17 protein-coding genes, 1 rRNA gene and 1 other RNA gene are annotated in these 19,688 nt (G+C 62.1%); 7 read left to right on the top strand and 12 right to left on the bottom strand.

Annotated features, from left to right (window positions below):
* Positions 1-227 precede the first annotated feature (227 nt).
* Both V6V88_RS03355 and V6V88_RS03350 read right to left on the bottom strand, forming a co-directional pair.
* Positions 228-1,758, bottom strand: a 16S ribosomal RNA gene (locus tag V6V88_RS03355).
* A 948-nt stretch (positions 1,759-2,706) separates the two neighbouring features.
* Positions 2,707-3,183 carry an Lrp/AsnC family transcriptional regulator gene (locus tag V6V88_RS03350; RefSeq protein ID WP_056327939.1) on the bottom strand — a complete coding sequence of 159 codons (477 nt, stop codon included), beginning with the start codon at positions 3,181-3,183 and terminating at the stop codon, positions 2,707-2,709.
* Between the two features lie 156 nt (positions 3,184-3,339).
* Here V6V88_RS03350 and hppD point away from each other — a divergent pair, with 156 nt between their 5' ends.
* Positions 3,340-4,452, top strand: a complete 1,113-nt coding sequence (gene hppD, locus V6V88_RS03345) for a 4-hydroxyphenylpyruvate dioxygenase (RefSeq protein WP_062840947.1) — start codon at positions 3,340-3,342, stop codon at positions 4,450-4,452.
* A gap of 216 nt (positions 4,453-4,668) precedes the next feature.
* Here hppD and msrA read toward each other — a convergent pair whose 3' ends face one another.
* From msrA to ilvD, 3 genes are all read right to left on the bottom strand, one after another.
* Positions 4,669-5,223: a peptide-methionine (S)-S-oxide reductase MsrA gene (gene msrA / locus V6V88_RS03340; RefSeq protein WP_338617799.1), complete on the bottom strand. Its 555-nt coding sequence runs from the start codon at positions 5,221-5,223 to the stop codon at positions 4,669-4,671.
* Positions 5,224-5,298: 75 nt separating this feature from the next.
* Complete coding sequence (locus V6V88_RS03335) at positions 5,299-5,634, bottom strand: c-type cytochrome (RefSeq protein WP_180100317.1); 336 nt, start codon at positions 5,632-5,634, stop codon at positions 5,299-5,301.
* A complete protein-coding gene (gene ilvD, locus V6V88_RS03330) occupies positions 5,618-7,303 on the bottom strand; it encodes a dihydroxy-acid dehydratase (protein WP_062840950.1) in 1,686 nt (561 codons plus the stop codon). The genes V6V88_RS03335 and ilvD overlap by 17 nt, the downstream gene beginning before the upstream one ends.
* Positions 7,304-7,433: 130 nt before the next feature.
* On the opposite strand from ilvD, the gene lgt reads away from it, so the two are divergent.
* The gene (gene lgt, locus V6V88_RS03325; protein WP_056327922.1) at positions 7,434-8,222 is read left to right on the top strand and encodes a prolipoprotein diacylglyceryl transferase; all 789 of its coding nucleotides are present in this window, start codon (positions 7,434-7,436) and stop codon (positions 8,220-8,222) included.
* Here the strand turns inward: lgt and V6V88_RS03320 are convergent.
* The 4 genes from V6V88_RS03320 to V6V88_RS03305 form a co-directional block, all read right to left on the bottom strand.
* Entirely contained in the window at positions 8,197-8,961 is a 765-nt protein-coding gene (locus tag V6V88_RS03320; RefSeq protein WP_062840951.1) for an SIMPL domain-containing protein, read from the bottom strand. The two genes, lgt and V6V88_RS03320, sit on opposite strands and share 26 nt — an antisense overlap.
* A gap of 84 nt (positions 8,962-9,045) precedes the next feature.
* A non-coding RNA gene (gene ssrS / locus V6V88_RS03315) (6S RNA) lies at positions 9,046-9,231 on the bottom strand.
* 31 nt (positions 9,232-9,262) lie between these two features.
* Positions 9,263-9,574 (bottom strand): cell division protein ZapA, encoded by a 312-nt coding sequence (locus V6V88_RS03310; RefSeq protein ID WP_056327920.1) that lies wholly within the window; start codon positions 9,572-9,574, stop codon positions 9,263-9,265.
* Positions 9,574-10,020: a hypothetical protein gene (locus V6V88_RS03305; RefSeq protein WP_056327919.1), complete on the bottom strand. Its 447-nt coding sequence runs from the start codon at positions 10,018-10,020 to the stop codon at positions 9,574-9,576. Before V6V88_RS03305 ends, V6V88_RS03310 begins: the two co-directional genes overlap by 1 nt.
* A 479-nt stretch (positions 10,021-10,499) precedes the next feature.
* On the opposite strand from V6V88_RS03305, the gene V6V88_RS03300 reads away from it, so the two are divergent.
* The 4 genes from V6V88_RS03300 to V6V88_RS03285 all read left to right on the top strand — a co-directional run bounded on the left by V6V88_RS03300 (position 10,500) and on the right by V6V88_RS03285 (position 15,233).
* A complete protein-coding gene (locus V6V88_RS03300) occupies positions 10,500-10,964 on the top strand; it encodes a tripartite tricarboxylate transporter TctB family protein (RefSeq protein ID WP_062840952.1) in 465 nt (154 codons plus the stop codon).
* A 13-nt stretch (positions 10,965-10,977) separates the two neighbouring features.
* Positions 10,978-12,483 (top strand): tripartite tricarboxylate transporter permease, encoded by a 1,506-nt coding sequence (locus tag V6V88_RS03295; protein WP_062840953.1) that lies wholly within the window; start codon positions 10,978-10,980, stop codon positions 12,481-12,483.
* Between the two features lie 182 nt (positions 12,484-12,665).
* Positions 12,666-14,270: a gamma-glutamyltransferase family protein gene (locus V6V88_RS03290; RefSeq protein ID WP_338617792.1), complete on the top strand. Its 1,605-nt coding sequence runs from the start codon at positions 12,666-12,668 to the stop codon at positions 14,268-14,270.
* A gap of 57 nt (positions 14,271-14,327) precedes the next feature.
* Entirely contained in the window at positions 14,328-15,233 is a 906-nt protein-coding gene (locus V6V88_RS03285; protein ID WP_338617789.1) for an NAD(P)-dependent oxidoreductase, read from the top strand.
* Positions 15,234-15,305: 72 nt separating this feature from the next.
* Here the strand turns inward: V6V88_RS03285 and V6V88_RS03280 are convergent, their stop codons facing one another.
* A complete protein-coding gene (locus V6V88_RS03280) occupies positions 15,306-15,935 on the bottom strand; it encodes an NAD(P)H-dependent oxidoreductase (RefSeq protein WP_056327914.1) in 630 nt (209 codons plus the stop codon).
* Between the two features lie 193 nt (positions 15,936-16,128).
* On the opposite strand from V6V88_RS03280, the gene V6V88_RS03275 reads away from it, so the two are divergent.
* Entirely contained in the window at positions 16,129-17,064 is a 936-nt protein-coding gene (locus V6V88_RS03275; RefSeq protein ID WP_056327913.1) for a LysR family transcriptional regulator, read from the top strand.
* Here the strand turns inward: V6V88_RS03275 and V6V88_RS03270 are convergent.
* Complete coding sequence (locus tag V6V88_RS03270; protein WP_223574272.1) at positions 17,058-17,987, bottom strand: glyoxylate/hydroxypyruvate reductase A; 930 nt, start codon at positions 17,985-17,987, stop codon at positions 17,058-17,060. The genes V6V88_RS03275 and V6V88_RS03270 overlap by 7 nt on opposite strands.
* A gap of 177 nt (positions 17,988-18,164) precedes the next feature.
* Positions 18,165-19,688, bottom strand: coding sequence for a tripartite tricarboxylate transporter permease (locus V6V88_RS03265; protein WP_062840958.1), 1,524 nt, complete (start codon positions 19,686-19,688; stop codon positions 18,165-18,167).

The following is a 19,688-nucleotide window of genomic DNA, read 5'->3' as shown; positions in this document are numbered from 1 at the left end:
ATCACAACCCGTGCCCATCTTCATCAGCAACGCTGATTACTCGATGAACACATTTTCGTTGTGCTTCTTCCAGATTGTTAAAGAACAAATGTAGCTGTTGGGTAAAACCCAACTGATAGCGCTGCAAGCAGCGCTATCAGTTAGTTTCTACGCTGCGCCAAACCTTGACGCCAGCTACAACAAACAACCGATAAGAGTGGACGCTTAACACGAGCACGTAAGCTCTGAAAGGAGGTGATCCAGCCGCACCTTCCGATACGGCTACCTTGTTACGACTTCACCCCAGTCATGAATCCTACCGTGGTAATCGCCCTCCTTACGGTTAGGCTAACTACTTCTGGTAAAACCCACTCCCATGGTGTGACGGGCGGTGTGTACAAGACCCGGGAACGTATTCACCGCGACATGCTGATCCGCGATTACTAGCGATTCCGACTTCACGCAGTCGAGTTGCAGACTGCGATCCGGACTACGATCGGGTTTCTGGGATTGGCTCCCCCTCGCGGGTTGGCGACCCTCTGTCCCGACCATTGTATGACGTGTGAAGCCCTACCCATAAGGGCCATGAGGACTTGACGTCATCCCCACCTTCCTCCGGTTTGTCACCGGCAGTCTCATTAGAGTGCCCTTTCGTAGCAACTAATGACAAGGGTTGCGCTCGTTGCGGGACTTAACCCAACATCTCACGACACGAGCTGACGACAGCCATGCAGCACCTGTGTTCCGGTTCTCTTGCGAGCACTGCCAAATCTCTTCGGCATTCCAGACATGTCAAGGGTAGGTAAGGTTTTTCGCGTTGCATCGAATTAATCCACATCATCCACCGCTTGTGCGGGTCCCCGTCAATTCCTTTGAGTTTTAATCTTGCGACCGTACTCCCCAGGCGGTCAACTTCACGCGTTAGCTGCGCTACCAAGGCCCGAAGGCCCCAACAGCTAGTTGACATCGTTTAGGGCGTGGACTACCAGGGTATCTAATCCTGTTTGCTCCCCACGCTTTCGTGCATGAGCGTCAGTGTTATCCCAGGAGGCTGCCTTCGCCATCGGTGTTCCTCCGCATATCTACGCATTTCACTGCTACACGCGGAATTCCACCTCCCTCTGACACACTCTAGCTCGGTAGTTAAAAATGCAGTTCCAAAGTTAAGCTCTGGGATTTCACATCTTTCTTTCCGAACCGCCTGCGCACGCTTTACGCCCAGTAATTCCGATTAACGCTTGCACCCTACGTATTACCGCGGCTGCTGGCACGTAGTTAGCCGGTGCTTATTCTGCAGGTACCGTCAGTTTCCCGGGGTATTAACCCGGAACGTTTCTTTCCTGCCAAAAGTGCTTTACAACCCGAAGGCCTTCATCGCACACGCGGGATGGCTGGATCAGGGTTTCCCCCATTGTCCAAAATTCCCCACTGCTGCCTCCCGTAGGAGTCTGGGCCGTGTCTCAGTCCCAGTGTGGCTGGTCGTCCTCTCAAACCAGCTACGGATCGTCGCCTTGGTGAGCCGTTACCCCACCAACTAGCTAATCCGATATCGGCCGCTCTAATAGTGCAAGGTCTTGCGATCCCCTGCTTTCCCCCGTAGGGCGTATGCGGTATTAGCTACGCTTTCGCGTAGTTATCCCCCGCTACTAGGCACGTTCCGATACATTACTCACCCGTTCGCCACTCGCCACCAGACCGAAGTCCGTGCTGCCGTTCGACTTGCATGTGTAAGGCATCCCGCTAGCGTTCAATCTGAGCCAGGATCAAACTCTTCAGTTTAATCTCTGTATTTGTTTCGTATTCTTGGTCTGAATAAATCCAAACCAGGTCATACGTCGCTACTCAAAGGAAGTGAGGTATGTTCTTAAACTTGACGTCTAAGGTACTTCACTTCTAGTGAGCACTTGATTTCTTGTGCTTGCGATAAGGCCGAAACCTAATCGCTGCACCCGCATCAAGCGCCCACACTTATCGGTTGTTTAGTTGTTAAAGAGCGGCACTGCTAAAACTTCAAATCGCGGCGCTGATTTCTCAGCACTTAGCGACTATCGAAACGTCAGGGTAAACCCTAATTTTTCGGCAACCGCCAAGCCCTCTACTATAACACAGCTTTTGCAGATTGTGCAACCGGCTTCTGCCTGATTTGCATCCCATCTTGCAACCCCGCTTGCTTTGCAAGCAGCTTCGGAAATCCGAAGGCTGGTTACCGCACAGGTGGCTGAAATTGAGTTTCGGGGTAAACCCTAATTCGTCATCACCAGCCAAGCCCAAGACTATAACACAATTTTTGCAGATCTTGCAACTGGCTTCTGCCTGATTTGCGTCGATCTTTGCAATAACCGCTTGGCGCCGTTTCAGCTGCTTTTGCGGCAGACCTGCCCTGGGGCTGGCCTGTTGCACTTGCTTGGCTTCGCTGTCGAAAATGCGTGAGCAGCGAAGGAGCGAGACTATAGCACAGAAATTCTGCGTGTGTGGCCAGCATGACACCCATTTTGCAGAACTATGATTCTTTTAGGGGACGCACCGCGATCAGCCTGCGGGGCCGCACTCCTTCGCTCCTCTATATATAGGGAGGTGACTCCAGGCCCCCTCTATATATACGCGGGTGCGCGCCGGTGCGATCACACCCCATAGCCCGTCCAGGCTGGGCAAGACCGGAGCGAGAGGTGCCGCCCGACTGGCATGCGACATCCCGCCGCTTCAACGGCCAGGGCCGCGCCGCGCTATCTATATACGAAGCTCCGTCGTTTCCTTGATCTGCTGCAGGGCGAAGAACGAGCGCATGTCCACGACTGCAGGGTGCCGCATGAGCGTGTCCATGGCGAAACGGGAGAAATGCGCCAGGTCGGCGACCTGGATGCGCATCAGGTAGTCCATGTCGCCCGACATGGCGTAGCACTCGACGACCTCCGGCCACAGCTGGACGTCGCGCGCGAAGTCGCTCATGGGCGCGTGACTGGAGCCGCTGTGCTTGTTCAGGCGGATGTTCACATAAGCGAGCAGCCCCAGCCCGACCTTGGCCGCATCGATGAGCGCCACGTATTTCTTGATGAAGCCTTGTTCTTCCAGGCGCCGCACCCGGCGCAAGCAGGGGCTGGGAGACAGGGAGACGCGGTCCGCCAGTTCCTGATTGCTGAGGCGCCCGTCTCGCTGCAGCTCGGCAAGAATCCTTAGATCTGTCCTATCTAGCTCAATTGCAGACATTTTCAACCCTTCGATCACACTAGTGGGCAATATTATTGCCGAAACCACGTACTTTTGCGCCATGTTTGCAATTGTCTGCCCACCCTTCCTACCTACAATCTGCGTCTAGACTTGAAGAACAAGTCGTCCACTTAAAACATGCAAGGGAGCAGACTTATGAGCAGCGCTTTCCAACCCTGGGACAACCCGATGGGCACCGCCGGGTTCGAGTTCATTGAATATGCCGCGCCGGACCCCGCCGCGCTGCGCAAGGTGTTCGAACTGCTGGGATTCAAGGCCATTGCCAAGCATCGCCACAAGGACGTGACGCTGTACCGTCAAGGCGGCGTGAATTTCCTGATCAACGCCGAGCCCGATTCCTTTGCCCAGCGCTTTGCCCGTCTGCATGGCCCTTCGATCTGTGCAATTGGCTTTCGCGTGCAGGACGCGAATGCCGCCTACAAGCGCGCGCTGGAACTTGGTGCCTGGGGTTTCGACTCCCATAGCGGCCCGATGGAACTGAACATCCCCGCGATCAAGGGCATCGGCGATTCGCTGATCTATCTGGTGGACCGCTGGGCCGGCAAGGAAGGCCACGGCGGCATTGGCGACATCAGCATCTATGACGTGGACTTCATTCCGCTGGATCCGGCCAACGCGCAGACCGACGTCAATTGGCGCGGCGCGGGTCTGACGTTGGTGGACCACCTGACGCACAACGTGCACAAGGGCCGCATGGCCGAGTGGTCGGAGTTCTACGAGCGCCTGTTCAACTTCCGGGAAGTCCGGTACTTCGACATCGAGGGCAAGGTGACGGGGGTGAAGTCCAAGGCGATGACCTCGCCTTGCGGCAATATCCGCATCCCCATCAACGAGGAAGGCACCGACGAGAAGGGCCAGATTCAGGAGTACCTGGATCTGTACCGCGGCGAGGGCATTCAGCATATCGCCATGGCGACCGATGACATTTATGCCACGGTGGAAGCGCTGCGCAAGACCGGCGTCGTGTTCCTGGACACGCCGGAGACCTACTACGAACTGCTGGATCGGCGCCTGCCGAACCACGGTGAGGACGTGGCGCGCCTGCAGAAGAATCGCATCTTGCTGGACGGCGCGCCGGGTGGCGGACTGCTGCTGCAGATCTTTACCGAAAACCAGATCGGCCCGATCTTTTTCGAGATCATTCAGCGCAAGGGCAATGACGGCTTTGGCGAGGGCAACTTCAAGGCCCTGTTCGAATCGATCGAGCTGGACCAGATGCGCCGCGGTGTTTTGAAGACCGTGGAATAACGCTTGAAGACAGGCGCCTGGCGTGCGTCGACATAGCCTGTTCAAACCCCGCTGAGTGGCGGGGTTTTTCTTTGAACGCGCGTCGAGCTGACACGCGCCGCATCAAGAAAAGCACCGCGCAGGGAAAGACCCCGCATGAAAAAAGGCCCCGCAGCGGTCGGCGCAACGCGTGCCCGCCGTACAGGGCCTTCGGTCAGGCGAAGTGATTGCGGCCGCTCAGCGCTTCAGGCGATCCTGGAATTGCTTGCGGAACTTGGCGACCTTGGGTGCGATCACGAACTGGCAATAGCCTTGCTCAGGATGCAGGGCGAAATAATTGCTGTGATAGTCCTCGGCCTGCCAGAAATGCGCCGGCGCCAGCAGCTTGGTGACGATGGGCGCATCGTAGACTTTTTGCGCCTCGACCTCGGCGATGATGGCCTCGGCCTGCTCGCGCTGCGATTCGTTTTGCCAGAAGATGGCCGATTCGTACTGCGGGCCGATGTCGTTGCCCTGGCGCCCCGGGGTGGTGGGATCGTGGGTGGCGAAAAAGACGCGCAGCAGATCGCTGTACGAGAGTTCGGCGGGATCGAACTCGATGCGGGCGACTTCGATGTGGCCGGTGTCCTTGCCGCAGACCTGCTCGTAGGTGGGACTGTCGACGTGTCCGCCGCTGTAGCCCGGCAACACGCTTTTGACTCCGCGCAGGTCGGCAAACACTGCTTCGACGCACCAGAAGCAACCGCCGCCAAGAACGGCGACTTCATTGCCCGGTGATGGTTGTTCTGCCATGACGATTCCTTTGCATTAGGCGGCCGCTGCGTGCGGCCCGCGCCCCCGGCTCGATACCGGGGCATGAAAATAAGACTACTGCTTTGCCGGCGCCAGCGACAAGATCCATTCGGACAAGGCGCGGGCGTCTTCGGGCGATACCTGAGTCTGAGCGGGCATGGGCACCGCGCCCCAGGCGCCGCGACCACCGCTACGGATCTTGCCGGCCAGGTAATCGACCATGGCATCGCCCTGCCCCGCGTATCGCTGCGCCACGCTCATCAAGGGCGGCCCGACCCGCTTGGCTTCCACCTGATGACAGGCCATGCAGGCCTTGCTCTTGGCCAGGTCCAGGCCAGTGGTTTGCGCATGCGCCGCGCCAGCGTTCAGGACGCCGGCCGCGGCCAACAACAGACTAATCTTCAAAAGCATCGGTTACTGCCCCACGGCTGGCGGTGCTGGCGAGCTTGCCGAACTTGGCAAGCACACCGCGTGTATAACGCGGCTTGGGCTGGACCCAGGCCTGACGACGAGCCGCCATTTCTTCGTCGCTGATGTTGAGCTGCAGCAGCAGCTTGTGGGCATCGATGGTAACCGAATCGCCTTCCTGGATCAGCGCGATGGGACCGCCCACATACGCTTCCGGCGCGACGTGTCCCACGACCATGCCCCAGGTACCGCCGGAAAAACGTCCGTCGGTGATGAGCCCGACGGTTTCGCCCAGCCCTTGTCCCACGAGGGCCGAGGTGGGCGCGAGCATTTCGCGCATGCCCGGGCCGCCCTTCGGGCCTTCGTAGCGGATCACGACGACGTCGCCGTCGCGGATCTGCTGGGCCATGATGGCCGTCATGGCATCGTCTTCCGAGTCGAACACGCGCGCGGGGCCCGTGATGACGGGGTTCTTCAGGCCGGTGATCTTGGCGACGCACCCTTCGGGCGAGAGATTTCCCTTCAGAATGGCGAGGTGGCCCTGCGGATAGAGCGCGCGGTCGATGGGCATGATGACATCCTGGTCCGCGCGGGGCGCGTCAGGCACATCCGCGAGCGTTTCCGCGATGGTCTTGCCGGTGATGGTGATGCATTCGCCATGCAGCAGCCCCGCATTGAGCAGGAGCTTCATGACTTGCGGAATGCCGCCGGCGCGATGCAGGTCAGTGGCCACGTACTTGCCGGACGGCTTCAGGTCGCACAGCACGGGCACGCGCCGGCGGATGCGTTCAAAGTCGTCGATGGTCCACGGCACTTCGGCCGCGTGCGCGATGGCCAGGAAATGCAGCACCGCATTGGTGGAGCCGCCCGTGGCCATGATGACGGACACGGCGTTCTCGATGGATTCGCGGGTGATGATGTCGCGCGGGCGCAGGTTGCGCTTGACCGCCTCGACGAGCACACGCGCGGACTCGGCGGCCGAAGTGACTTTTTCCTCGTCTTCGTTGGCCATCGTGCTGGAGTACGGCAGACTCATGCCCATGGCTTCGAATGCCGAGCTCATCGTATTGGCGGTGTACATGCCGCCGCAAGAGCCCGAGCCGGGAATCGCGCATTTCTCGATCTGCTTGAAGTCCTCTTCGGGCATGCGGCCCATGGTGTATTCGCCGACGGCCTCGAACACGGACACAATGGTGAGGTCGTTGCCCTTGTAGCGGCCTGGCTTGATGGTTCCGCCGTAGACATAGATGCCGGGCACGTTGGTGCGCGCCAGGGCGATCATGCCGCCAGGCATGTTCTTGTCGCATCCGCCGATGACGACGACGCCGTCCATCCATTGGCCCTGCGCAGCGGTTTCGATGCAGTCGGCGATGACCTCGCGCGACACCAGCGAGTACTTCATGCCTTCGGTGCCCATGGACATGCCATCGGAGATGGTGGGCGTGCCGAACACCTGGGGATTGGCGCGCGAGGCGCGGATCGCGTCGATGGCCGCGTCGGCCAACCGCTGCAAGCCGCTATTACACGGCGTGATCGTCGAATGGCCGTTGGCCACGCCGATCATGGGGTTTTCGAAATCGGCCTCTTTGTAGCCCAGCGCGTAGTACATGGCGCGATTGGGCGCGCGCGCGACGCCTTGGGTGATGTGGCGGGAACGTTCGTTGTGCGGCATGGTCAGTGTCTCCTGTCGGCCGTCGGGGCGCGGACATGGCGAACGCACCCGGGGAAGCTGGCTCGCTTGGCATGCGAATCTTCAGTGCTCGCCGGTTATTATCATTCAACTTTATTGTGTCGGGCAGAACATGCTGGAATATCCAAAAATCGACCCCATCGCCCTGCAGATCGGGCCGCTAGCCATTCATTGGTATGGGCTGATGTACCTGGCGGGCTTCGCGCTTGTGTATTTGCTGGGCCGCCACCGCATCAAGAGCGGGCACACCACGTCCCTGAACGTGCGGGACCTGGAAGACCTGATCTTCTATAGCGTGCTGGGCGTGGTGCTGGGGGGCAGGCTGGGATACGTGCTGTTCTACAAGCCCGGCTATTACCTGTCGCATCCACTTGAAGTGCTGTATCTGTGGCAAGGCGGCATGTCTTTCCACGGCGGCCTGATCGGCGTGATCCTGGTGATGCTGCTGTTCGCGCGCAAGAAGGGCCTGCCGTTCTTTGCGATCAGCGATTTCATTGCGCCGCTGATCCCGCTGGGACTGGGCTTTGGCCGGCTGGGCAATTTCATCAATGGCGAACTGTGGGGCCGTCCCACCGACGTGCCGTGGGCCATGGTGTTCCCCGACAGCGGCGACGGATTGCCGCGCCATCCGTCGCAGCTCTATGAGCTGGGCCTGGAAGGCATCGTGCTGTTTGCGCTGCTGTGGTGGTTTTCGAGCAAGCCGCGGCCGCTGGGACAGGTCAGCGGATTGTTCCTGATGGGCTATGGAACGTTCCGCTTCCTGGTGGAATTCACGCGCGAGCCGGACAACTTTCTGGGTCTGCTCGCGGGTGGATTGAGCATGGGACAGTGGCTGTCCCTGCCGATGGTCGCCCTGGGCGCCATCATGTTCAGTCTTACTGCAAAACGATCGTCCCGTTGACCGCGACGCTGACCGTCACGTTCCCTGCTTCAAGGGGAACGCTGACGTCGGCGCTGCTGAACGAACCGCCCTTGGCCATTGCCGCGCCGACCATGCGTTGAACCGGCACGGGGCCGCCGGAACCGCCAAGCTCGATCTTGGACAAGCGGTAGCCGGAAAAACCGAAGGCATTGGCCGCGGCCAGTGCGCGATCCTTGAAGGCCTGCGCGGCTTCTTTCAGCAGCTTGCGCTCTTCGGCTTCACGGGCGGCCGGCGACAGCGAGAAGCTGATGTTGGAAATGGCGGTCTTGTCGGACAGCTTGGAAGCCAGCGCGGCGGCAGCCGCGAAATCCTTGGACTCCAGCACGATTTCGCCCTGGCCGCGCCACGAGGCGATCTTTCCCTTGTTGTTCATGTTGGGCCAGACGTTGAAGCTGCTGGTGCGCACTTCCACGTCCTTCGTGTCGCGCGCACGCTTGACGGCGTCTTCGAGCGCGGCGGTCAGCTTCTGGCCGGCGGCCGGCTGGTCCGGCGCTTCGACTTCGGCGGACAGTGCAATGCGGACCGTGTCCTGCTTGACCTCGGAAGACGCCATGGCTTGCAAGGTCAGTTCGGGCGAGCGGTTTGCGGCGGGCTCGGCGGCGGCCGTTGCGGCAGGCGCCTGCGTCTGCGCGAAAACGGGTTGAGCCACAGCGATGGCGGCCACGGCTGCGCACGCCGCACCAAGCTTGGTGAGCGAAAAAACGGGGTGTTTGAACATGGACTGGTCCTAGGAGGGAGGACGAAGGGGATTTGCCGAGAGGCACCCGACGCGGACCTGCGCTAATGGCAGGCCCGCTGGGATAGATGCCCCGCCTGTGCCGTCAAGGCCGGCATCTCGAACCCTGAGGTTCAAGGTGGTCGCGTTCCGAAGAGCATCGGGTTCGTCTGCAAGAGACAATCACTCCAGCTCTGCACTCCCGCAACCAATATGCCAAAAAGACATAGGTTCAGAGAATGTATGGCCTAGTCACGAACACGGCAGGGACAAACTGAAAAATCTTGAATGCTGCTTATGAACGTTAGAGCAGTTTTTCCTGACCCGACAAGGCGTCATCGAGTACTGCGTTCATGTCCTCGATTCTACGCTTGAAGTCGCCGACCGCCAAACCGCCCAGCGGACCATCGGGCGCTTTCATTGCAAGCAACTCGCCGGCGACCTGCAATGCGGCCATCACGGCGATGCGTTCATTGCTGGAAACCTTGCCCGTTCCCTGGATGCGCAGCATGAGCTGATCGACGTGGCGCACTGCGGCCAGCAGGGTGGGCTTTTCTTCGGCGGAGCAAGCAAGCGAGTACTCGCGACCGAGGATCGATACGTCTACACGTTCCATTAGTGTTGCTCTCCGGACGGCGCACCCGGCAACCGGGCCAGGACGGCGTCGATGCGCTCGCGGGCCGAAGCGGCGGCCACGCGCAAGCGCTGTAGTTCTGTGTCGCGCGATTGCAGGCTACCCTGCAGTTCGCTTTCGCGTGCGGCGAACCGCGACTCGAGCGCGTGGCGCTCGGCGGTCTCGCGCGCGAGTTGTTCGCGCAGCGCGGCTTCCGCCCGCTTGGCTTCTTCGAGCATGGCCGAGACGGCACCGTCGTTATCTTGAAGCTTGCTTTGCAGCGTGACGACTTCGGCTTCGCGGTCAGCGGCGCGCTGCTTGAGCACGCGCTGCTCGGCTTCGAATTCGTTCACGCGTAGACGCAACGCGTCACGCTCGGCGTGGAGTTGGCGGGTGCGTTGCACCAGTTGCCCGATTCGGGCGGCGAGTTGGTCTAGATCTTGCAGCATGGGCGCTATCGTAAACCATCCTGGGATGGACCGGGCCTCTTCACGCAAGGTGAGAAACCCGGCAATATTCAGTAGGAAATACGGTTGGGTTTGGCGCGCGAAGGTTACCGGCTCTTGCCTGCCATGAAAAGTCCCATCCCCCGAAATTGCCGCATCCGGCCGATCCGGCTTTCGCGATTCTTTCTATAAACTTTCACTTAGCTTTCAAAAAGCCCTCAAACTTTCGACCGCGTTACAAACGGGGATCGGGAGTTCCCCAATTCTAGGGAAAACCCCAGGCTTTCACCGACCTTACAGGGTTTGCAGCGTGGCAGGCGTCCATTACCATTCGGCCTTTCAAGAAACCACGTCGTCGCTTTCAGAATAATTAATGGCACCCCGAAGTGCCTTTTTTGTGCCTGTCACTCGCCTTTCGGCGGGTGTCCCATCCGGCTACAAACCTCTTTTATCTACATGCTGTAAACAGGAGCCAACCAATCATGCAGCTACGCAATCGACAGGACTTCTGGTCGGGGGTGATGTTCATCGCCCTTGGGCTGGGATTCGCCTGGCAGGCCAGCAGCTACCAAATGGGTACTGCTGCCCGAATGGGACCCGGATACTTTCCTTTCTGGCTGGGCATTGTTCTTGCACTGCTCGGCGCCATCGTGCTGCTTGGCTCGCTGTCCAAGAAAGCCCATGAAACGCATGTCGACAAGTTCGACTGGCGCATCGTCTTCCTGGTGGTGGGCTCGGTCATTCTGTATGGCGTGATCCTCAAATTTCTGGGCGTCTACATCTCGGTGTTCGTGCTGGTGGTCGTCAGCAGCCTTGCCAGCCATGAATTCAACCTGAAGGTCGCCGTTGCCAACGGCATCTTCCTGGTGCTGTTCACCTACCTGGCATTCATCAAGGGGCTGGGGCTGATTTTCCCGCTGTGGCCGTCGTTTCTGGGCATGAACTGAGGAGCAATCGGCCATGGAATTGTTTGACAACCTCATGATGGGTTTCTCGGTGGCGTTCACGCCCGAGAACCTGATGTACGCACTGCTGGGCTGCATCCTGGGTACGCTGATCGGCGTGCTTCCGGGCATCGGCCCCGTCCCGACCATCGCCATGCTGCTGCCGATCACGTATGTGCTGCCTCCGGTGGCCGGCCTGATCATGCTGGCGGGTATTTACTACGGCGCCCAATACGGCGGATCCACGACGGCCATTCTTGTGGCGCTGCCAGGGGAAACGTCTGCGGTGGTTACCGTGCTGGACGGTCACCAGATGGCCCGCAACGGCCGGGCGGGCGCTGCGCTGGCAATCGCCGCACTGGGCTCGTTCTTTGCCGGTTGCGTTGCCACGCTGCTGCTGGCTGCCTTTGCGCCCCCGCTGGCTGAAGTCGCGTTCAAGTTCGGCCCCGCCGAGTACTTCTCGCTGATGTGCCTGGGCCTGGTCGGCGCCGTGGTGCTGGCTTCGGGTTCGCTGCCCAAGGCCATCGCGATGATCATCCTGGGCCTGCTGCTCGGCATGGTCGGCACCGACGTCAACTCGGGCGTTGCCCGCTTCGACTTCGGCGTGCCGGAACTGCAGGACGGCATCGACTTCGCCATCGTGGCCATGGGTGTGTTCGGCTTTGCCGAAATCATGACCAACCTCGAGCAGAAGGAAAACCGCGTCGACATCACCGACAAGATCGGCACGCTGTATCCGAACAAGCAGGAATTCAAGGAAGCCGCCCCGGCCGTGCTGCGCGGCACGGCGCTGGGTTCGGCCCTGGGCATCCTGCCGGGCGGTGGCGCGGTGCTGTCGTCGTTCGCGTCGTACACGCTGGAAAAGAAGATCTCGAAGAATCCGGAACGCTTCGGCAAGGGCCACCCGGCCGGCCTGGCGGGCCCGGAATCGGCGAACAACGCCGCAGCCCAGACTTCGTTCATCCCGCTGCTGACGCTTGGTATCCCCGGCAACGCCGTGATGGCGCTGATGGTGGGCGCCATGACCATCCACAACATCCAGCCCGGCCCGCAAGTCATGTCGAGCCACCCGGAGCTGTTCTGGGGCCTGATCGCCTCGATGTGGATCGGCAACCTGATGCTGGTGGTGCTGAACCTGCCGCTGATCGGCCTGTGGGTCAAGCTGCTGAAGGTGCCCTACCGCATCCTGTTCCCGGCGATTCTGGTGTTCTGCACGATCGGTGTGTACTCGCTTAACTACAACCCGTTCGACATCTTCACCACAGCCATCTTCGGCATCATCGGGTATGTGTGGTCGAAGCTGAAGTGCGAAGGCGCCCCGCTGCTGCTGGGCCTGGTGCTGGGCCCCATGATGGAAGAGAACTTCCGCCGTGCCCTGCTGCTGTCGCGCGGCGACTTCTCCACCTTCGTGACGCGTCCCCTGTCCGCTACCCTGCTGGCCGTAGCCGTGTTCCTGGTGATCCTGGTGGCCCTGCCGGCCATCCGCAAGAAGCGCGAAGAGACCTTCGTCGAAGAAGACTAAGGCCCAGCGCGCCGCCCTTGATGCGGCGCCCCAGCCTTCAAAACCCCCGGGCCTGTCCCGGGGGTTTTTCTTTGGGCGCTCGCCGCGCTAAAGAATACAAATAATTACGCCACGCAACCAATCGTACAGAGACGGATTCATCTACGTTAAGCTACGGGTTTACCCCACGCGATGATTCGGACATGAATTTCGACTGGAAGAATCCCTACACGACCACCCGCACGCCTGTCTTCGCCCGCAATGTCGTCGCCACGTCCCACCCCTTGGCCGCTCAGGCAGGGTTGCGGATCCTGGCGCAAGGCGGCAATGCGGTGGACGCGGCCATCGCCGCGGCCTCTACGCTGGCATTGACCGAGCCGGTCAGCAACGGGCTGGGCTCGGACTGCTTTGCGATCGTCTGGGATGGGGCGAAGCTGCATGGCCTGAACGCATCCGGACCGGCACCGGCGGCCTGGAACGTGGACTACTTCCGGCGCAAGCACCAAGGCGCGATCCCCGCGCGCGGCTGGGACAGCGTGACCGTGCCGGGTTGCGTGGCCGGCTGGGGCGCGTTGCATGAGAAGCTGGGCCGCCTGTCTTTCGCCGATATCCTGGCGCCCGCCATCGAATACGCCGAACGGGGTTTCGCAATCACGCCGATGGTGCACCAGAAGTGGGCCGCGCAGGCCGACGTGCTGCAGCCGCAGCCGGGCTTTGCCGATCATTTCCTGCCGCGCGGGCGCGCGCCGCACATTGGCGAACACTTCGTGCTGCAAGGCGCGGCAGCCACGCTCAAGCGCATCGCCGCGACCAGCGGACGCGATTTCTACGAAGGCGAGACCGCCCACAAGCTGGTGGCGCACGCGCAGGCGCACGAAGCAGCCCTGACGCTAAAGGATCTGCGCGAATTCGCGCCCGAATGGGTGACCCCGATCAGCCAGTCGTACCGCGGCCATACGCTGCACCAGATTCCGCCCAATGGCCAAGGCATCGCCGCGCTGATCGCGCTGGGCATCCTGCAGAATTTCGATCTGGCCGCGCGCCCGATCGATCATCCCGAGACGCAGCACTTGCTGATCGAGGCGATGAAGCTCGCCTTTGCCGACGTCTATGCGCACGTGGCCGATGCGCGCCACATGCAGGTCGCGCCCGAGCAGATGCTGCGCGCGGACTACCTAGCCGAACGCGCGCGCCTGATCGATCCGCAGTCGGCGCAAACCTTCGCCACCGGCCACGCGCCGCAAGGCGGCACGGTCTACCTGACCGCCGCCGACCGCAACGGGATGATGGTCAGCTTCATCCAGTCGAACTACATGGGGTTTGGGTCTGGCGTCGTGGCGCCAGGCACCGGCGTCAGCCTGCAGAACCGCGGGTACGGCTTCAGCACCGATCCCGATCATGCGAATGTGGTGGCGGGCGGGAAGCGGCCGTTTCACACGATCATTCCGGGTTTCCTGATGCGTGACGGCGCCCCGGTGATGAGCTTTGGCGTCATGGGCGGCAACATGCAGCCGCAGGGCCAGATGCAGGCGCTGGTGCGCATGCTGGACTACGGCCAGCAGCCGCAGGCCGCGTGCGACGCGCCGCGCTGGAAGTGGAACCGCGGCCTTGAGGTGGACCTGGAGGCGACGGTCTCGCCCGCCGTGGCCCAGGGGCTGCGCGAGCGCGGCCATGTGCTGCAGGGCATGGAAGATCCCTACATGGACTTTGGATCGGGCCAGTTCATCTGGCGGCTGGGCGATCCGGCCGTCGATGGCTACGTCAGCGCCAGCGACAGCCGCCGAGATGGACTCGCCGCCGGCTTTTGATTGCGTTAAGGTTAGTGTCCTGAAACAGACCTACCCTTATTCAGCGGAGTCCACTGCATGGCAACGATCGGTACCAAGAGCTACGACGCAGCCGTAGCCCAGAAAGTCGCTTTCCTCGGATTGGGCGTGATGGGCTTGCCCATGGCCGGTCACCTGGCCCGCGCCGGGCACGACGTCACCGTCTACAACCGCACGCCCGCCAAGGCGCAGGCCTGGGTTGCCGAGTTTGGCGGCCACAGCGCCGCCACGCCGCGCGAAGCCGTTGCCGGCGCACAGATCGTCTTTGCCTGCGTGGGCAACGATGACGACCTGCGCAGCGTCGTGCTGGGTCCGGACGGCGCGTTTGCGGGCATGGCGCCCGGCGCCGTGTTCGTCGACCATACGACCGCTTCCGCCGACGTGGCGCGTGAACTTCATGCGCACGCCAAGGAACTGGGCCTGAACTTCATCGACGCCCCCGTGTCGGGCGGCCAGGCGGGCGCAGTCAACGGCGTGCTGACGGTCATGTGCGGCGGCGAGCAGGCGGTGTTCGATGCGGTCAAGCCGGTGGCCCAGTGCTTTGGCCGCGCGGTCACGCTGGTGGGCCCCCCGGGCGCCGGCCAACTTGCCAAGATGGTCAACCAGATCTGCATCGCCGGCATCGTGCAGGGCCTGTCGGAGGCGATCGCGTTCGGCCAGGCGGCAAACCTGGACATGAAGCAGGTGCTGGACGTGATCAGCAAGGGTGCGGCGCAGAGCTGGCAGATGGAGAACCGCGGCGGGACCATGGTCGACGACAAGTTCGACTTCGGCTTTGCGGTGGACTGGATGCGCAAGGACCTAGGCCTGGTGCTGGCAGAAGCGCGCAACAACGGCGCGCGCCTGCCCTTGACCGCGCTGGTGGACCAGTTCTACGGCGACGTCCAGAAGCTGGGCGGCGGCCGCTGGGATACGTCCAGCCTCATCAAGCGGCTGCGCGACTAAAGATCTGGTTTTTCGCGCCTACGAAAAAGGCGAGCCTCGCGGCTCGCTTTTTTTCATGCCGGGTGCGCGCGGTCAGGCGGCAAGCGAGGCGTGGCCAGCGGCCGGCAGCAGCGCATCGATGCGTTGCTTGGCCAGGGCCAGCCCTTCCAGCGCGGCCACTTCGCCCATCGCCATGCCTTCGGCGGCAATGAAGGTCACGTCAGTCATGCCCAGGAAGGCGAGCATCTGGCGCAGGTACGGCGTCATCGTGTCCGAGGGCGTGCCCTCGGCCTTGCCGCCACGCGCGGTCAGCACGATCACCTGCTTACCCTTGACGAGCCCCTCGGGCACGCCTTCCGGCGTATAACGGAACGTGACCCCGGCGCGCGCCAGGTGGTCCAGATAGGACTTGAATTGCGCCGGCAGGTTGAAGTTGTAAACCGGGACGGCGAACACGATGCGATCGGCGTCCATCAGTTCAGCGATGAGCGAGTCGCTCAGCTCGACCAGCCGCTGCTGCTCGACGGTGCGGGACTCGGCGGGCGTGAACAGGGCGCCGGCGGTGTTGCCATCGAAGTAAGGAATGGGTTGCGCGCCGATGTCGCGGACCTTGATGGCCGAGGCCGGGTTGGCAGCCTTGACGCGGGCAATCAGGTGATCGGCCAATTGCTTGCTGTTGGAACGTTCGCCGAGAATCGAGGAAAGGATGACCAGGGTCTTCATTGCAGTATCTCCAGTGGGTTCCCCCGGGCGGGGGTCTGGATCTGTCAGCGCCGCACCCGTCAGGATGATCGGGCGGGGCCTTGCCGCTTGGGCGGCGTTGGCAGATCCGTTGTGCATGCCGTCACTGTAGATGGACCGATTGAATACATAAATACGGGTATGATGAACTGTTCGTTCCAAACATAGAACAATCATGCAAGATCTCAATGACCTCTACTACTTTTCGCAAGTCGTCGAGCAAGGAGGCTTCAGCGCGGCGGCACGCGCGCTGGACATCCCGAAATCCCGTCTCTCCCGCCGAATTTCACACCTGGAAGAAAGCCTGGGCGTGCGCCTCTTGCAGCGCACCACCCGCCGGCTGCGTCTGACGTCCGCCGGCGAACGCTATCTGCATTACTGCCGCGAGATGGCCGCCTCGGCTCGGGCTGCGGACGACGCCATGCGGCAGTTGCAGGCCGAGCCCACGGGTCCGGTCATCGTGAGTTGCCCGGTGTCGATCGCGCAGGACGTGCTGGCGCCGTTGCTGCCGGAATTCCTGGATGCGTGGCCGGCGATCTCGGTGCAATTGCTGGTCACCAACCGGCGCGTGGACCTGATCCGCGAGGGCGTGGATCTGGCGCTGCGGGTCCGCACGAAGCTGGACACGGACGCGGAACTGGTCGTGCGGCATCTGGGCACGGCGCGCGGCACGCTGGTGGCCAGCCCCGGCTATCTGCAACGCCACGGCGCGCCCGATACGCCGCAGGATCTGGCGTCTCACGTCACGCTGAGCTTCAGCGATCCGCAAAATGAAGTGCGCTGGCCCCTGCGCAACGACAAGGGCGAAGAGGTGCACATCGAACTGAAGCCACAGTTGTCATGCAACGATTTCATCGTGCTGACGGAAGCGGCCGTGCGCGGACGCGGCATTGCCTTGCTGCCGTCGATTGCCACGCAGGAGGAACTGCGCCGCGGGCAGCTGGTGCCGGTGCTGCCGCAATGGCAGTCGCCCGAGGGCATCGTGCACTGCATCTATCCGTCACGGCGGGGCATGATGCCCGCCGTGCGAACGCTGCTGGATTTCCTGTCGCAGCGCCTGCCCTCGATGTACGAGCGTCTGGATAAAGCCGCGTCTCCCGCGCCTCAGTAGCCGCGCGAGCGCTCGACCACGCCGGTGATGGCTTCGCCGCGCGTCAGTTGCGCGACCTTGCCCGCGATCTGCGCGATGCTTTCGTCGCGCAGCGTGCGCGCCGCGATATGGGGCGTGACGTGGACCCGCGGGTCGTGCCAGAACGGGTGATCCTTGGGCAGCGGTTCGGTGTGAAAGACATCGAGCGTGGCGCCCGCGATCTCGCCCTCTTCAAGCATCTGCACCAGATCGTCCTCAACCAGATGCTCGCCGCGTCCGACGTTGACCAGATGCGCGCCGGGCAGCAGCCGCGACAGGGTCTCGCGATTAAGAATGCCCTGCGTGTCGGGCGTGAGCGGCAGCACATTGACCAGAAAGCGCGTGCGGGCAAGGAAATCGGGCAAGGCGGCTTCGCCTGCGAAGGATTCGACACCGGGAATCTGGCGCGGCGACCGCGACCAGCCCGCGACGGGGTAGCCGAACTCGGCCAGCGTCTGCGCCACGCGCGCGCCGACCTGTCCCAGCCCCAGAACCCCCACGGGCCAGTCGGCTTGCCGGGTACCTTCGCGGGTGTCCCAATGCTGCCGTGCCTGCGCCTGGTCGAAGGCTTCGAAATCGCGCGAGACGCGCAGCAATGCATACAGCGCGTATTCGGCCATCTGCACCGCCATGCCGGCGTCTTCGAGGCGCACGATGCGCACGTGATCGGGAATCTCGGGCATCTTCAACAAGGCATCGACGCCCGCGCCCAGATTGAAGAGCGTCTTCAAACCGGTTTCGTGCTGGAAGAGCTGGACGGGCGGACGCCAGACCAACGCGACTTCGGCGCCAGAAGGCGGACCGTCCGGGTTCCAGACCGAAATACGGCAGCCGGGCATCGCGGCCTCGAGGCGAGGCACCCAGGCGTCGGGATCGTGATGGGGACAAGCAAAGAGAATGTGCATGGTGGCAGCGGGCAGGCGATGAAAACCCCAAGCATGAGGGATGCCGCCGCACAAATCAAACGGCCGGGTGCAAGCCGGGCCTCGCACAAGTGAAGCGGCCCGGCATGAGCCGGGCCTGCACAAGTAGAACGGCCCGGCCTAAGCCGGGCCGCGTGTGCCGGATGCCGGGGCCGGGGATCAGGCCGTCTGCGGCACTTCGGGCTTGTTCTTGTGCTTGTTGCGGCGCAGGAAGGCCCAGACCTGCAGCGTGATCAGCAACGCGCTCGCGCCGATGAACCATGCGCTGATCGGACGTTCGACGAACACGGCCAGGTCACCGCGCGAGAGCAGCAGCGCGCGGCGGAAGTTCTCTTCGACCATGGGGCCAAGCACGAAGCCCAGCAGGATGGGCGCGACCGAAAATTCCAGCGTCATGAGCACCGCGCCAATCACGCCGAACGCCAGCACTTCCCAGATCTGGAAGAGACTGTTCTGCGTGCTGTACACGCCCACTGCGATGAAGAACAGCGCCGACGGGAAGAGGTAGCGGTAAGGCACCTGCAAGAGCTTGACCCACACGCCGATGAGCGGCACGTTCAGCACCATGAGCAGCACGTTGCCCACCCAGAAGCTGGCGATCAGGCCCCAGAAGATGTCCGGATGCTCGGTGATGAGCTGCGGGCCGGGCTGGATGCCCTGGATCAGCAGCGCGCCCAGGATCAGCGCCATCACCGCGTCGCCGGGAATGCCCAGGCTCATCGTCGGGATGAAGTCGACCTGCGTCTTCGAGTGCGACGACGCTTCCGGCGAGGCCACACCGGCGATCATGCCGGTGCCGAACTTCTCGGGCGTCTTGGAGATCTTACGTTCCAGCGCATAAGCGACGAACGTGGTGATCGTCGGGCCGGTGCCGGGCATGGCGCCGAACAGCGTGCCGACGGCCGTGCCGCGCACCATGGGCCAGAAGGCGGTCTTCAGTTCCTGCTTGCTGGGCCGCATGTCGCGCAGGCGCAGCTTGGCGCCGCTGCCGATGATGGTCATGCGGTTCACGCTCATCAGGAAGTCGGCAACGCCGAACAGACCCATCGAGATCGCGACCAGTTCCAGGCCGTCGGACAGGTCGAGCAGGCCGAACGAAAACCGGATGGTGCCCGTGTTCACGTCGGTGCCCACCACGCCGCACATCAGGCCGAACAGCGTCATCGCCACGCCCTTGAGCGGCGAGCCGCGCGACATGGTGGCGCCTGCCAGGAGACCCAGCAGCATGATCGAGAAGATCTCGGTCGGGCCGAACTTGAACGCAATTTCAACCAGCAGCGGCGAGGCAAAGATCATGACGATGATGCCGACCGATGCCGCGAAGAACGAGCAGATCATCGTGATGCCGAGCGCTGTCCCGCCCTTGCCCTGTTTGGTCAGTGGATAACCGTCCAGGCAGGTAACCGCGTGCGGCGGATGCGAAGGCAGGTTGAGCAGGATCGCGCCGATGGCGCCGCCATATTGCGAGCCATAGAAAATGCCGGCCAGCATCAGGATGGCGGGCACGGGCTGCATGACGTAGGTGAGCGGCAAGAGGATCGAGATCGCGGACAGCGCGCCCATGCCGGGCAGCACGCCGATGAGGTTGCCCACCAGCACGCCGAAGAACGACCACATCAGGTTGTGCCATTGGAACGCGACGCCGAAGCCGTACCAAAGGTCTACCAAAGCTTGAGAAATCAT

Source organism: Achromobacter sp. E1, from assembly GCF_037039475.1.
Lineage (GTDB): Bacteria > Pseudomonadota > Gammaproteobacteria > Burkholderiales > Burkholderiaceae_B > Achromobacter > Achromobacter mucicolens.
This window is presented reverse-complemented; position numbering and strand designations above follow the sequence as displayed.

Excerpts from the sequence above, each read along its gene's own strand:
- V6V88_RS03350 (WP_056327939.1), bottom strand. The coding sequence starts at position 3,183 with ATGTCTGCAATTGAGCTAGATAGGACAGATCTAAGGATTCTTGCCGAG.
- hppD (WP_062840947.1), top strand. The coding sequence starts at position 3,340 with ATGAGCAGCGCTTTCCAACCCTGGGACAACCCGATGGGCACCGCCGGG.
- msrA (WP_338617799.1), bottom strand. The coding sequence starts at position 5,223 with ATGGCAGAACAACCATCACCGGGCAATGAAGTCGCCGTTCTTGGCGGC.
- V6V88_RS03335 (WP_180100317.1), bottom strand. The coding sequence starts at position 5,634 with ATGCTTTTGAAGATTAGTCTGTTGTTGGCCGCGGCCGGCGTCCTGAAC.
- ilvD (WP_062840950.1), bottom strand. The coding sequence starts at position 7,303 with ATGCCGCACAACGAACGTTCCCGCCACATCACCCAAGGCGTCGCGCGC.
- lgt (WP_056327922.1), top strand. The coding sequence starts at position 7,434 with ATGCTGGAATATCCAAAAATCGACCCCATCGCCCTGCAGATCGGGCCG.
- V6V88_RS03320 (WP_062840951.1), bottom strand. The coding sequence starts at position 8,961 with ATGTTCAAACACCCCGTTTTTTCGCTCACCAAGCTTGGTGCGGCGTGC.
- V6V88_RS03310 (WP_056327920.1), bottom strand. The coding sequence starts at position 9,574 with ATGGAACGTGTAGACGTATCGATCCTCGGTCGCGAGTACTCGCTTGCT.
- V6V88_RS03305 (WP_056327919.1), bottom strand. The coding sequence starts at position 10,020 with ATGCTGCAAGATCTAGACCAACTCGCCGCCCGAATCGGGCAACTGGTG.
- V6V88_RS03300 (WP_062840952.1), top strand. The coding sequence starts at position 10,500 with ATGCAGCTACGCAATCGACAGGACTTCTGGTCGGGGGTGATGTTCATC.
- V6V88_RS03295 (WP_062840953.1), top strand. The coding sequence starts at position 10,978 with ATGGAATTGTTTGACAACCTCATGATGGGTTTCTCGGTGGCGTTCACG.
- V6V88_RS03290 (WP_338617792.1), top strand. The coding sequence starts at position 12,666 with ATGAATTTCGACTGGAAGAATCCCTACACGACCACCCGCACGCCTGTC.
- V6V88_RS03285 (WP_338617789.1), top strand. The coding sequence starts at position 14,328 with ATGGCAACGATCGGTACCAAGAGCTACGACGCAGCCGTAGCCCAGAAA.
- V6V88_RS03280 (WP_056327914.1), bottom strand. The coding sequence starts at position 15,935 with ATGAAGACCCTGGTCATCCTTTCCTCGATTCTCGGCGAACGTTCCAAC.
- V6V88_RS03275 (WP_056327913.1), top strand. The coding sequence starts at position 16,129 with ATGCAAGATCTCAATGACCTCTACTACTTTTCGCAAGTCGTCGAGCAA.
- V6V88_RS03270 (WP_223574272.1), bottom strand. The coding sequence starts at position 17,987 with ATGCACATTCTCTTTGCTTGTCCCCATCACGATCCCGACGCCTGGGTG.
- V6V88_RS03265 (WP_062840958.1), bottom strand. The coding sequence starts at position 19,688 with ATGATTTCTCAAGCTTTGGTAGACCTTTGGTACGGCTTCGGCGTCGCG.